The following is a 13,086-nucleotide window of genomic DNA, read 5'->3' as shown; positions in this document are numbered from 1 at the left end:
ACGGCCGAGGGTCAGGGGACGATCACGTACGAACCGAGGGGGTAGCTCTGCGGAAGTCGAACAGGACCACCTATTGCATAGGTGCCGACGCCGAACGACACGAGACCGGAGCCGGTCGCGATGTCGCGGGTTACCTTTTCTCCGGGTTTGCGTCCGAACTCTGCGACGAAGGGCGTCTCTTTGAAGAGCGCGTTGCCGCTGATGTGGGTGGTGATGACCAGCGTCCGGCACTTGGGATTCTTCTGCCATCCGCGTCCGTTGCCGGTGAAGCCGTTCGACCTCAGTGTCAGTCGTAGGACTCCTCGCTTCGGTGACGAGTAGGAAAAGGTGAAACTCCCGCGGCAGAAGTCATGATCGCCCACCGTAAAGAGCGTCTCGCCGTACACCGACAACCGCTGCAGCGGTTTGGGTGCGGGGGCAACTGGCGCGGCCGTTGCCGGCGCGGACGCGAGTGCACCTCCGGTGAGGGCGGCAGCGGTGACCGCGACGGCGGCGACGAGTGAGCGAAAGCGCGTACGCATGGTGATTGGATCTCCCCGAGGATGTGGTCGACGCCCCGTCGGCGTCGAGAACGTCGTTAACCTACCGTACGAACGTTCTGCCTCGGCCTGCTGCCCGGTGGTTATCCACAGGCAAAACCTCATATGCGCGCGTGTCTTAGGTCACATTAGTGTAGTCACATGAGTAACATGCGTCACACCGGTGCTCGGGTCGACGGGTGTCGGACCTCTCGGAACCAGGGATGTGATCCTTCGTGAAGCTCACCACGAACATTCATCACGGACGTACTGCGCGACCCACCCACATATTCGCCGGCCGCCCCGGCGGCCTGCTCACCCGGCACCGTCTGGCCCGTCGTTGGCCCGAAGACGGCGAGCGCATGGTCACCGCGGCCGACATGCGCGCATTCGGTCTCTGACGCAGCCGCAGGTCGAATCCACTGCCCACTTGCGGTCTTTACGTGCCCAACCGGCGGGTTTACGTGCCCAACTGGCGGGTTTACGTGCCCAACTGGCGGGGCGGGGTGGGGAGATGCCCGGCGCGGCGGGCGAGGCGCTCGATGTAGAACGCCGTGTCGGCCGGATGCTGGGCGACGACGAGGTGATTCGCCGGACTGATCTCTTCGTACACGCCCCCGAGGATCTGCGCATAACGACGATGTCGCCACCGCCACCAGCGCAACCACAGCCCGGCCGCGGGTAGTGCGGCGAGCACGGTCACCGCCGCACGCACCGTTCCATCGTCGCGCCGTCGCAGTTCTATGAGGTCCATGCTGATGGAGGGGAACGCGGCGTTCTCCACGAGGGTGGCGCGCAGCATGTCCGATCGGCCGAACACCTGACGGACCCAGAACCGTTGCGCCGCCGTGTAACCGGTCGGAGGGGTCGGGAACACCGAATCGTGCGCCGCAGCGCCGAGCAGCTGCGGCAAGCGCAGGCGATCGGCCACGGCCACCGCGCGGTGACAGTTGCGCACGCGCAGAGCAGTCGGCAACACGCGCCACGGGAACATCACGAACGTGCCGTCGATCATGAGCACGCCGGCCGTGCGATCGGGGTGCTCGCGGGCGAACGCCTCGGCGTACATCGACGACATCGAGTGCGCGGCGATCAGCACGGGCTCGTCGATCGCGAGGGCGTCGAGGACGCTCGAGATCCTGTCGACCTCGCCGATCAATGTGGGCCACGCGTCGCGGGGGAGTGCCTCGCTGGCGCCGTAACCGGGACGGTCGAAACGGATGACGGTGAACGACGGCGACAGCGCATGGGCGAGCTGATCGAGATCGAACCAGTTGCTGCCCAACGCCGCCAGCAACACCACGGGTGGGCCGGAGCCCTCGGTGATCACATGCGTGGAACGACCGTCGATGTCGATCAGCTGCCCGGGCAGCTCCTCGGTCACCGGGGTTTGGCCAACGGGAAGGCGAGCGTCTCGCGGATCGACTTGCCGGTCAGCAGCATGACCACGCGGTCGACGCCGATCCCCAGACCGCCGGTCGGCGGCATCGCGTACTCGAGGGCGTCGAGGAAGTCCTCGTCGACCTCCATGGCCTCCCGGTCGCCGCCGGCTGCGCGGTCAGACTGTGCGGTGAGGCGCGTCCGTTGCTCCACGGGGTCGGTGAGTTCGCTGTAGGCCGTGCCCAGTTCGACACCCCAGGCGACCAGATCCCATCGCTGCGCCACCTCGGGGCGATCGGGATCGGACCGTGTCAGCGGCGACACCGACGTGGGGAAATCGACGTAGAACGTCGGCATGGTGGTCCGATCCTCGACGAGGTGCTCGTAGAGCTCGAGCACCAGCTGACCCGCATCCCACTCGGGTCGGTGGAGTATCGCCAGACTGTCACAGATCTCGCGCAGCCGAGCCGCATCGGTGTCCGGCGTGACCGGTAGACCCGCCGCGTCCGACACCGCGCCGTGCACCGTCCGGATCGGCCAGTCGCCGGAGATGTCGACCGCCGTCATCGCGCCACCGGGGCCGGGTCGCATGGCGACGGCCGCACCGTGGGCCGCGACGGCCGCGGCCTGGATCAGCGAACGGGTCAGATGCAGCATCGTCATGTGGTCGCCGTGCGCGAGATATGCCTCGAGACTGGTGAACTCGGGATTGTGCGTGCTGTCGACACCCTCGTTGCGGAAGTTGCGCCCGATCTCGAAGACCCGCTCGATCCCGCCGACGCACAGTCGCTTCAGGTAGAGCTCCGGCGCGATGCGCAGATAGAGGTCGAGGTCGTAGGCGTTGATGTGCGTACGGAACGGCTCGGCGTTCGCCCCGCCGTGCACCCGCTGCAGGATGGGTGTCTCCACCTCGAGGAAGCCGTGGGCGACGAGGTGGTCACGGATGGCCCGCACGGCCAGGGCCCGCGTGCGCAACGCGTCGGCCGCCGAGGGGTCGACGGCGAGTTCGACATGTCGTAGCCGCACCCGGGACTCGGGGTCGGTGAGGCCACTCCACTTGTCGGGCAACGGGTGCAGACATTTGCCGAGCATCGTCCAGTCGTCGGCCAGCACCGACTCCTCGCCCGACCGACTCCGGCCGCGACGACCGCGCACCGACACCAGATCACCGAGATCGACGAACTCGGCGAAACGGTGGGCGACGTCCGGGTGCTCGCCGGCGTCGAACAGGACCTGAATCGACCCCGAAGCATCGCGCACATCGGCGAAGATCACGCCACCGAGGTTGCGCGCCCGCAGGATTCGGCCGGCGATCTCGACCGGCAGACCCGACTCGGCGGTCAACGCGGCGGCCACGGTGTGACTCGGCGGCCGGGCGGCCGGGTAGGCGTCCACTCCGGCCGCGGTGAGCGCGGCGAGCTTGGCCATCCGCACCCGAACCTGCTCGGGCCTGCGCGGTCCGGTCACCGAGGCCTCTGCCGCAGCACGGATCTCGTCGATGACGGTGTCGATGTCGAGTCCGGCCGGGATGGCCGGGGTCGTGCCCACGTGTCGCCGCGACCCCATGCGGTCTCGTCGGATGTGGGGCATGGTGACGAAACCCTCGGTGACGATCGCGGCGATGCCCGCCCGCAGGATGAACCGTGCGTCCTCGCTGCACAGGAATCGCGGTGCCCACTGGGGAAGGTATTTGGCGTTGGAGCGGTACAGCGACTCCATCTGGACGAACCGGGAGGCGAAGGTGAGCACGCCGTGCGCCCCCTTCATCACCGGGCCGGCACCGATCTCGCCGCCGCGTTCGAACACCGAGCGGAACGCGGCGAAGTTGAGCGATATCCGCGTCACGCCGAATTCGCCTGCGTGGAGCGCGAACTCGGTCACCATGGCCTCCACCACGCCGTTCACGGCGTCACGGTCGCGGCGCATCAGGTCGAGCGATGCACCCGTCCGGCCCCACGGCACGAACGACAGCATCCCGACGACGCGGTCGCTCGAGTCCGTCTCGTCACCGGCGATCACGGCCTCGACGAGCAGGCACCGGTCGTCGTGTCGATCACCGAGTCGGCTCAGGGCCATCGCGAAGCCCCGCTCGTCCTCGGTGTCGCGCCACCGGTCGGCGCGGTCGATGACCGCGGCCATCTCGTCGTCGGTGAGATCGCCGTGATGGCGGATCCGCACGGTGACACCGGCGCGACGGGTGCGGGTGACGGCCTGTCGCACACCGCGCATCTCGGGCCCGTGGATGCGGTAGGTGCGGGCGTCGACCACCGCCTCGTCGCCGATGTTGAGCGCCGTCATCCCCGCTGCGGCGTAGGCGGTCGCGCCGCGTTCACTGGCGCCCATCGCGGCGGGGTGCCAGCCGTATCGGTCGCAAAGGGTGAAGAACTCGGCGATCGCGTCGGGCCAGAACCGTGGGTCGCCGATGGGATCGCCCGACGCCAGCCCGACGCCGACCTCGACGCGATAGGTGATGGCGGCGTGGCCGTTCGGCGCGAACACGACCGCCTTGTCCCGGCGGGTGGAGAAGTAGGCCAGCGAGTCGTCGTCGTTGTAGGCGGCGATCATCGCGCGGATCAGGCGCTCGTCGGGCGGGGTCATCAGCCCCGCGAGCCGCTGCGAACGGAACAGCACGACGGCGGCGGCGATGAGCGCGAGCGCACCCAGCAGACCGAGGAGTGAGTTGATGACGGTGTAGGTGTGGTTGCCGTCGAAGGTGCGGGTGCCGACCGACGCGAAGGTCACGACCCGGTTGAACGCGTAGGGCAGGCGCTGCTCGGAACTCAGGTCGCGGGGGAACGCCTCGACCAGCCCCCATCCGATCAGGGTCGCCGCCACCAACCCGCCGGCCAGCACGGCGAGCGCGGTGAGCAGCGCGCCGCGACGCACCCGCGTGTAGAACTGCCGATACCGCAGGATCAGGTAACCGAGGACGACGATGTCGATGGCGAGGCCGATCGCGACACCGACGCGACCGGCCGTGGACACCTCGTACTCGCGGGCGACCGACGGGACGAGATAGATGCTGTTGGTGCCGGCGAACAACACGATGTAGCCGACCGTCAGCCACCACGCGACACGCTTGCGGGCCGAGAGAGCGACAGAGAGCAGGACGAGGACGAACGCCCACGCGAAGCTGGTGTCGGGTGCGGAGATGACGTAGGTGTCGATCCAGTCCCGGGGCACGGCGACGATGTGGCGGACGGTGACCGAGATGCTGCTGACGACAGCGAAGGCGGCCAGGACGCCGACGACGCGGCCCGCGAACCGGGGTGCTCGTCCGCCGTTGCCCGACGGGGTGCGGATGCGCTCGAGGATGCGCGCGGAACGCTCGACCGGATCGCGTCGTTCGACCGGGTCGAGACGCTTGTCGGCAGAGGTGGTGGCGGTCATCGCAGGCGACCCCCTCTCCCGGCCTCGCGTGCCCTCGACGTCGCGCGTCCCACGGTGTCGGTGTCACAGTGGTGCAGGTGACATGGTGTCACCTGCGCACCTGTGTCGTCATCGGGTGCGGGCGACCCGTGGCGAGGAGCGTGACATGACAGATGTGTCCGGCGAGGTCGAGATCGCCGACGACTCGATCCGACTGGGCCAGTTCCTCAAACTGGCGAACCTGATCGAGAGCGGCGCGGAGGCGAAGACGGTGATCGCCGACGGCGAAGTCACCGTGAACGGAGAGGTCGAGACGCGCCGGGGTCGACAGCTCGTGGTCGGCGACATCGTCGCCGCCGGTGGCATCGCCCTGCGCGTGACCGGCCCTGTCACGTGAGCTGATCCGCACCTAAGCTGATCCACCGTGAGCGAATCGACTTTCCAGGCCACCGCCGACCTCGTCGACGAGATCGGCCCCGACGTCCGCAGCTGCGACACCCAGTTCCGCCAATTCGGTGGGCGTCGCGAGTTCTCCGGCCCGGTCCGCACCGTGCGCTGTCACGAGGACAACGCGCTCCTCAAATCGGTGTTGGGGACGCCCGGTGACGGCGCGGTCCTCGTCGTCGACGGGGGCGCGTCGGTGCACACGGCGCTGGTCGGGGACCTGATCGCCGAACTGGGTCGCTCGAACGGATGGGCCGGCGTCATCGTGCACGGCGCCATCCGCGACTCCGCCGTCATCGGCGGCATGGATTTCGGGTGCAAGGCGCTGGGTACCAACCCCCGCAAGTCCACCAAGACCGGTGCGGGCGAAGCCGATGTCGACGTCGCCTTCGGTGGCGTCACGTTCCGTGTCGGCGACGTCGTGCACAGCGACGACGACGGCATCGTGGTGGTCTAGGCGAGATCAGCTCTGGGCGGGGCGGGAGCCACCGCCTACGATGACAACATCGTGTGTCAGATCGGCACACCGCTTGCGAGGAGAAGAGCCCCGATGGCGAGACCGGACACCGCGACCTTCGACCGTCTTCGTCGACTGGTCGCCATCGACCAGTACGACACCCGACCCACGAGGTCGGTGCTCGAGGCCTACACCGGCACCGAGATGACCACCATCCCCATCGGCACCGCCGACGACCTCGACGTGGCCGTGCGTCGTGCCCGCGCCGCGCAGGCCCGCTGGGCCGCGACGTCGCCCAAGGAGCGCGCCGACCTGCTGCTGCGCTTCGCCGCGCTCGTCTTCGAGCGCCGCAACGAGCTCATGGACATGGCCCAGGCCGAGACGGGCAAGGCCCGGTCGTACGCCCAGGAAGAGGTCATGGACGTCGCGCTCACCGCGCGGCACTACGCCAAGACCGGCCCGAAGACGTTGGCCGCCAAGAAGGTCAAGGGCATGATCCCCGGCGCCACCGACGTGCGGGTGCGCTATCAGCCGAAGGGTGTCATCGGCGTCATCTCGCCGTGGAACTACCCGGTCACCCTCGCCGCGTCGGACGCCGTCGCCGCGCTCATGGCGGGCAACGCCGTGGTGATCAAGCCCGACAGCCAGACCCCGTACTGCGCGCTCGCGGTCGCCGAGCTGCTCTACGAGGCCGGCCTCGAACCCGAACTGTTCGCCGTGGTCCCCGGCCCCGGCGGTGTCGTGGGGCAGGCGCTGGTGAAGACCGCCGACTACCTCATGTTCACCGGGTCGTCGGCCACCGGCGCCACGCTGGCCGAGCAGGCCGGCAGCCGCCTCATCGGCTTCTCCGCCGAGCTCGGCGGCAAGAACCCGATGATCGTGACCTCGGGCGCCAACGTCGACAAGGCCGTCGAGGGCGCCGCCCGCGCCTGCTACTCGAACTCCGGCCAGCTGTGCATCTCCATCGAGCGCCTGTACGTCGAGAAGCCGGTGGCTGACGAGTTCACCCGGAAGTTCGCCGCCAAGGTCGCCTCGATGAAGGTGGCGCCGGCCTACGACTTCGACGCCGACATGGGCTCGCTCGCCTCGCAGGCCCAGGTCGACGTCATCGACGCCCACGTCAAGGACGCGACCGCCAAGGGCGCCACCGTGCTCGCCGGCGGCAAGAAGCTCGACGAGCTGGGACCGTTCTTCTACGCCCCGACCGTGCTCAAGGGCGTCAACGAGCACATGGAGTGCTTCGCGACCGAGACCTTCGGCCCGCTGGTGTCGGTGTACGAGGTCGACTCGGTGGACGAGGCGATCAAGCTCGCCAACGACACCGACTACGGCCTCAACGCCAGCGTCTTCGCCGGCAGCACCGGCCAGGCGCGCGACATCGGCGCGCAGCTGCGCGTCGGCACCGTCAACGTCAACGAGGGCTACGCCGCCGCGTGGGGCTCCACCGCCGCACCGATGGGCGGCATGGGGGTCTCCGGTGTCGGGCGTCGCCACGGCACCGAGGGCCTGCTCAAGTACACCGAGCCGCAGACCATCGCCACACAGCGCGTGATCGGCATCGACGGCATCCGCGGTGTCCCGCGCAAGCTGTTCCTCAAGCTCGTGCCGACCTCGATGAAGCTGCTGAGGTTCCTGCCCGGTCGCTGATGCGACCGTGTGCGTCGACCGCTCAGCCGCGCCGGCGTCGCTTGCGACGCCGGCGCCGCAGGACGACGGCGACACCCACGACACCCACCGCGACCACATACGGCACGGGGTTGATCGGATCCTGCGTCGACAACGCCGTCGGCGCGGTACGCCGCAGCTGTGTGAAGCGAGCGGTCTCGTCTCCCGCGTCGGGCGTCGGCACAGCGGGAGTCGGCACCGCGGGCGACGGTGTCTGCTCGGGCGTCGCGACCGGTGGGGTCGGCGGGGTGTCGTGAGGGGATGATTTCGGCGGCGCCTTCTTGGCCGCTGTCCGGCTCCCGGGCGAGGTCGACGCGCGTTTGGTCGGGGCCTTCTTGGCGGGGGCCTTCTTCGCCGGTGCTTTCTTCGCCACGGCCTTCTTGGCGGGCGCCTTCTTTGCCGGGGCTTTTTTCGCCACGGCCTTCTTGGCAGGTGTCTTCTTCGCCGGTGTCTTCTCGGGTTCGTCGGGGGTGCCGGCGGCCGGTTCGGTCATCGTCGAATGCTCCCTGCTGCGCGATGGTGTGGTCGGGGGTGCCTCACGTTGGTGATCATCATGCCGAAGGGGACGGGTGCGGCGCGCGTCCTTGGTGACCCTCACAACCGACGATGCGGTGCGCCGGGTCCCGGCGCACCGCATCTGTCGAGAACCGTCCGTCAGGTACGCGCGCGTCGTCGCACCACGAAGGTCGTGGCGACGCCGACGACCACCACCACGACGACCACGTAGACCCACACCGGGATCCCCGAGTCGTCGGAGGAGTCCGAACCATCGGCCGAGGGACCGGGTGTGCCGGTGCCCGCGGTGGTCAGCGTGAACGGCACCTGCCCCGAGACGGGGTGACCGTCGGCGGAGGTGACGCGGTAGTTGATCCGGTACTCACCCGCAGGACCCAACGGGCGCAGCGCGATGCTGATCCGCTGCCCGACGACCTGCGCGTCACCCTGCTGCCAGAAGTTCTGGTCGGGTCCCACCACGGTCAGGGTGTCGTAGGAGTCCTGCAGCGCCTCGTTGAAGGTGAGCGTCACCCGTTGCGGGCCCGCCGACACCGATGCACCGCGCGCCGGGTCGGAGGACACCAGCGAGGAGTGCGCCGAGGCCGGCCCGGCGAACGCGATCGACGCCAGCACGACGAGGAACGCGGCGAGCGCGCCCCCGACGAGCCGCCGCGCGACGGACGAGGTCATGCCCGTCGCCGGAACGCGACACCGGCTGCGGCGAGACCGATCACGCCCACGACCAGGCCCGCGCCGCCGAGCCAGCGCGCGGTGGTGTCGGAGTCCGAGGACTCCTCGGCAGCCGCTGCGGTGCCCGACCCGTGGTGGTCGTCGGACTTCGCCGCCAGCTCGATCTCGGGTGCGGGATGTTCGGGCTCGGAGCCGTCGGCGTTGGGTGCCTGGTTCCAGTCGACCCGCTCACCGTCGGAGTAGGTCTGCACCGCGGGGAACGTGACCGACTCCTTCTCGGGCAGTGGACCGGCGCTGAGCACGAACCGCTGGAACTGCCCGGGTGCGACACCGGTCGCACCGGGGGTGGTGGTCCACGTGACGGAGGTGGCCTCGTCGGTGGTGGGGTCCTTGGTCACCGCGGCCTGCCATCCCGGGATCGCCTCCGGTCGAGCCGATTTCAGGTTCGGGAGGGTGATGGTCAGGCTGGTCGTGGTGGTGTTCGTGTCGGTCTCGTTCGGCACGTTGAACGTGATGACGCCGTAGCCGCCCTGCGCGAGACCGGGGGAGTTCGCGGTCACGTGCGCCGAGGCGGCGGCCGGTGCGAGCAGCGCGCCGAGACCGAGGGTGGCGACGGTCGCGACGAGGGCGACCGGGACCCGACCGTGACGACGAGAACCGGGCCGACGAGACCGAGGCCGTGAGATGTGATGAATGGTCATGACTGAGATGGATCCTCACTGAGAAGAGATGTGGGTATACCGCCTGCGCCGGCTCTGATGCCGGCAGGCGGTGCGATGCCCTGTGGGCGGTGTCAGGCGAAGGTGCCGACGACCGGAGGACCGCGCGTCCCGGCGCCCGCGGCGCGATCGATGCGGCGGGCGATGACGAGCGGCGCGACCGTGACGACGGTCGAGACGCTCTGCGCGAGTGCGGTGATGGGTTTCGTGAGGGCTGCGACGACGACGGTCGCCATCCCGGACACCGCGCCGGCGAGGGCGACGAGGACGACGCACAGGGGGATGGCCACCAGGTGCGTCAGCAGCATGAGCAGGCCGTCGGCCGACCCGGGGTGGGCGAGCACGGCGAGATGGTCGAGCAGCATCGACGATCCGCCGTCGGCGGACCCGTGTGCGGCGTGACCGGCGCCGCTCATCATCTCGCCGGACGGCATCACGTGGTGATGACCCGTCGCGCCGGTCGCGGACGCCATGCCCGACGGCATCGCGCCGGAGTGCGGCATCCCCAGCGAGAGGGCGAGGTGGGCGACCGCCTGGCCACCGGAGAGGACCACGAGCAACCCGAGACGACTGCAGTGCGGTCCGGCGAAGATGCCGGCGACGACACCGACGAGCAGAGCGGCACAGACACCCAGCGGGCCGGGTGCGGAACCGGAGGCGATCGCGTGGGCGGCGACGGCGAGTGCGGGGATCAACGCCGCGACCGCGGCTCCCCGGACCGACACGACGCCGGCGACACGAGCGCTCACGGCGCGGCGATCACCGCTCAGGGACGCACCCCGAGGCGGGCCAGCAGATCGGCGTTGATGGCGGTGAGTTCGGTCGAGATCGCCTTGTGCGCGGCACGACGGCGCGGGGCCGGCATGTGCTCGGCCGCCTCGGTCGCCGCGGTCAGGTCGGTGAGCCGCGACTGCATCGTCGATGCGAAGGTCTTCGTCTCCGCGTCGTTGTCACGGGTCCCGGCGAGCGTCGACAGCGACCGGTTGGCCCCGGCGATCTGTGCCGACAGTGCGGCACCGTGGCCGCTGTACTGGTTGATCTCGTCGACGGGGACGCCGACGCGCTCGGCCTGGTAGCGGGTGAGCTGCTCGCGGACGAGCACCGATCCGCGGTAGGCCAGCGGCACCACGATGGGCGAGGCGACCTTCGCGATCGACAGGTAGCGCTTGACCTTTCGCGGGGTCAGCGACGTGCCCGCGGCGGCGGCATCGGCCTTCGCCTTGGCCACCTTCACGCTCGCCTTGTTGGTGTCGGTGACGGCCTTCACCACGGCCTTGTCGGACTTGCGCTGGGCGCGCAGCGTCCTCTTGGTGAGCTTCGCCTCCTGGCGCCTGCGCGCCTTGCGATCTCGCTCCACTCCGCGTGAATCGAGGCGGGCCTCCAACTTCGCCTTGGCCTTGAGGGCCTTGGCCTGGGCTTTCCTCTGCGCGCGCGTGCTGCGTCTCGAGGTGAACAGACCCATGAATCGGATCCTCCCGGTTGAAGAAATGTCTCGGCACTACGGTAGAAGAACAGCCACACCAGCATCGCACAGCCGACGGGCGGTGCCCTCGCTCGGTCGAGGAAGCCGGCGGGTGACGTCACGTGCATGCGAAAGGGATGGGTGGAGATGGACGACAGGGCGGCCGTGCGACGACCCCGTCGACTCCTCTCCGCGCGTGATCTCAGCGGTTGCGATCATCGCCTCGCGCTGGATTCGGGCGTGGTCCCGGACACGCTCGCCGCCCCCGAGTCGGCGGCCGCGACCGATGTCGTCGCACTCACCGACACCCCGGCCGCCGAGGATCCGTCGGTCACCCGCCGCAAGGAGGCCGCCACCGCCCACCGCGAGACGGTCGCGGAGATGCTCGAGGGCCTGCACAGCGATCAACCCGGCGCGGTGGTGCGCGTGGACGGCGCCCACGGCGGTGAGCGCGTGGCCGCGACGATGGCGGCCTGCGCCGCGGGCGTCGCATGGATCTGGAACGCGTCGCTGCCCGTCGATCCCGACGCGGGGATCCGCGGTGGATCCGAACTCCTCGTCCGCGTCGCCGACGGCTACGTGCCCGTGATCGTCGTCAACCACCGCGTCACCGTCCCCGCACCCCCCGCCAAGAAGCCGGCCGCGGGCTCCGGCGACACCCCGTCGGCGCCTCCGGTCACGAGTCCGCTCTGGTCGTGGGCGCCGACGCCGGACCCGTCCCGCGCGGTCCGCCGCCATCGCCGCGATCTGCTGCGCCTGGCGCATCTGACCCGGCTGCTCGCCCACGCCGGCCTCGGGTCGTCGAGCGGGCTCGGCGGTTCGATCGGACTCGACGCCGACTGCATCGTCGTCCACGATCTCGGCGAGACCCTCGCCGACTACGACGCCGTGGTCACCCGGCGCTCGGCCATCGCGGCGGGGGAGTTGACCACCGGGCCGAGTCGGGTCGGCGAGTGCCGCACCTGCCCCTGGTGGGTGCGATGCGAACCCGAGCTGACCGCCACCCGCGATGTGAGTCTCGTGGTCAACGGGTCGCAGGTCGGGGCGTTGCGGACCGCCGGTGTGCTGACCATCGACGATCTCGCGGCGTTCGACGGCCCGGTACCGCCGGACTGGCCCGGTCGGGCCGATCTCGCCGACGCCGTGACCTGTGCCCGGGCCTGGTTGGCCGGGGTGCCGCTGATCCGCCGCACCGAGGAGCCCGTCGTCGCGCGCGCCGACGTCGAGGTCGACGTCGACATGGAGTCCTACGGCGAGGACGGCGCCTACCTGTGGGGCACCCTGTTGACCGACCGCACCGACCCCGCGCGTGAGGTGCTCTACCGCCCGTTCGTCACCTGGGACCCGCTGCCCACCGACGACGAGGCCCGGTCGTTCGCGGAGTTCTGGGCGTGGCTGATGGACGAGCGCGCCGCGGCGCACGAGGCCGGCCACACCTTCGCCGCCTACTGCTATTCGCAGGCCGCCGAGAACCGGTGGCTGCTGGGTTCGGCCCGGCGGTTCGCCGACCATCCGGGAGTCCCCGCGATCGGAGAGGTCGAGCAGTTCATCGGTTCCCCTGAGTGGGTCGATGTCTACGAGGCGGTCGGCGCGAACTTCGTGTGTCCCCACGGCAAGGGACTGAAGAAGATCGCCCCCGTCGCCGGGTTCTCGTGGCGCGACCCCGACGCCGGGGGTGAGGCGTCGATGGACTGGTACCGCGTCGCGGTGGGGCGTGACGAACCCGCGAGCGCCGATCCCGACGACGCCGCGGAGGGGCAGCGGGCGCGACTCCTGCGCTACAACGAGGACGACGTGTGGGCCACGAAGGTGCTCCGGGAGTGGATCGACACCACCGCGAAGGACGCGATCCCGCACCGGTCGGCGCTGTAGCCCCGGCTCACGTGC

Annotated in this window: 13 protein-coding genes; 5 read left to right on the top strand and 8 right to left on the bottom strand. The window is 69.8% G+C overall.

Features of this window, described 5'->3' with window-relative positions; all coding sequences use genetic code 11:
• Positions 1 to 11 precede the first annotated feature (11 nt).
• Entirely contained in the window at positions 12 to 521 is a 510-nt protein-coding gene (locus ASG12_RS01080; protein WP_055784264.1) for a hypothetical protein, read from the bottom strand.
• 233 nt (positions 522 to 754) lie between these two features.
• On the opposite strand from ASG12_RS01080, the gene ASG12_RS21480 reads away from it, so the two are divergent.
• Entirely contained in the window at positions 755 to 919 is a 165-nt protein-coding gene (locus tag ASG12_RS21480; RefSeq protein WP_156377872.1) for a hypothetical protein, read from the top strand.
• Positions 920 to 999: 80 nt separating this feature from the next.
• On the opposite strand, the gene ASG12_RS01075 is transcribed toward ASG12_RS21480, so the two are convergent.
• Together ASG12_RS01075 and lysX are read right to left on the bottom strand one after the other, a co-directional pair.
• Complete coding sequence (locus ASG12_RS01075) at positions 1,000 to 1,902, bottom strand: alpha/beta fold hydrolase (protein ID WP_055784262.1); 903 nt, start codon at positions 1,900 to 1,902, stop codon at positions 1,000 to 1,002.
• Positions 1,899 to 5,288, bottom strand: a complete 3,390-nt coding sequence (gene lysX, locus ASG12_RS01070) for a bifunctional lysylphosphatidylglycerol synthetase/lysine--tRNA ligase LysX (protein ID WP_055784259.1) — start codon at positions 5,286 to 5,288, stop codon at positions 1,899 to 1,901. Before lysX ends, ASG12_RS01075 begins: the two co-directional genes overlap by 4 nt.
• A gap of 145 nt (positions 5,289 to 5,433) precedes the next feature.
• On the opposite strand from lysX, the gene ASG12_RS01065 reads away from it, so the two are divergent.
• The 3 genes from ASG12_RS01065 (at position 5,434) to ASG12_RS01055 (ending at position 7,815) form a co-directional block, all read left to right on the top strand.
• Positions 5,434 to 5,664 (top strand): RNA-binding S4 domain-containing protein, encoded by a 231-nt coding sequence (locus tag ASG12_RS01065; protein ID WP_055787358.1) that lies wholly within the window; start codon positions 5,434 to 5,436, stop codon positions 5,662 to 5,664.
• A 27-nt stretch (positions 5,665 to 5,691) separates the two neighbouring features.
• Complete coding sequence (rraA, locus tag ASG12_RS01060) at positions 5,692 to 6,168, top strand: ribonuclease E activity regulator RraA (RefSeq protein WP_055784257.1); 477 nt, start codon at positions 5,692 to 5,694, stop codon at positions 6,166 to 6,168.
• Positions 6,169 to 6,261: 93 nt separating this feature from the next.
• A complete protein-coding gene (locus ASG12_RS01055) occupies positions 6,262 to 7,815 on the top strand; it encodes a succinic semialdehyde dehydrogenase (protein WP_055784256.1) in 1,554 nt (517 codons plus the stop codon).
• A gap of 22 nt (positions 7,816 to 7,837) precedes the next feature.
• On the opposite strand, the gene ASG12_RS21475 is transcribed toward ASG12_RS01055, so the two are convergent.
• The 5 genes from ASG12_RS21475 to ASG12_RS01030 form a co-directional block, all read right to left on the bottom strand.
• Positions 7,838 to 8,326: a hypothetical protein gene (locus ASG12_RS21475; protein WP_156377871.1), complete on the bottom strand. Its 489-nt coding sequence runs from the start codon at positions 8,324 to 8,326 to the stop codon at positions 7,838 to 7,840.
• A gap of 161 nt (positions 8,327 to 8,487) precedes the next feature.
• Positions 8,488 to 9,018 (bottom strand): copper resistance CopC family protein, encoded by a 531-nt coding sequence (locus tag ASG12_RS01045; RefSeq protein WP_045820953.1) that lies wholly within the window; start codon positions 9,016 to 9,018, stop codon positions 8,488 to 8,490.
• Positions 9,015 to 9,719, bottom strand: a complete 705-nt coding sequence (locus tag ASG12_RS01040) for a YcnI family protein (protein ID WP_082501541.1) — start codon at positions 9,717 to 9,719, stop codon at positions 9,015 to 9,017. Before ASG12_RS01040 ends, ASG12_RS01045 begins: the two co-directional genes overlap by 4 nt.
• Before the next feature lie 92 nt (positions 9,720 to 9,811).
• On the bottom strand, positions 9,812 to 10,486 hold the full coding sequence (locus tag ASG12_RS01035; protein ID WP_055784253.1) for a hypothetical protein: 675 nt from the start codon (positions 10,484 to 10,486) through the stop codon (positions 9,812 to 9,814).
• A gap of 17 nt (positions 10,487 to 10,503) precedes the next feature.
• Positions 10,504 to 11,199 (bottom strand): DUF6474 family protein, encoded by a 696-nt coding sequence (locus ASG12_RS01030; RefSeq protein WP_055784251.1) that lies wholly within the window; start codon positions 11,197 to 11,199, stop codon positions 10,504 to 10,506.
• Positions 11,200 to 11,325: 126 nt separating this feature from the next.
• Here ASG12_RS01030 and ASG12_RS01025 point away from each other — a divergent pair, with 126 nt between their 5' ends.
• Positions 11,326 to 13,071 carry a TM0106 family RecB-like putative nuclease gene (locus tag ASG12_RS01025; protein ID WP_235455724.1) on the top strand — a complete coding sequence of 582 codons (1,746 nt, stop codon included), beginning with the start codon at positions 11,326 to 11,328 and terminating at the stop codon, positions 13,069 to 13,071.
• Positions 13,072 to 13,086: the final 15 nt, after the last annotated feature.

This window comes from Williamsia sp. Leaf354 (genome assembly GCF_001424365.1).
Classification (GTDB): domain Bacteria; phylum Actinomycetota; class Actinomycetes; order Mycobacteriales; family Mycobacteriaceae; genus Williamsia_A.
This window is presented reverse-complemented; position numbering and strand designations above follow the sequence as displayed.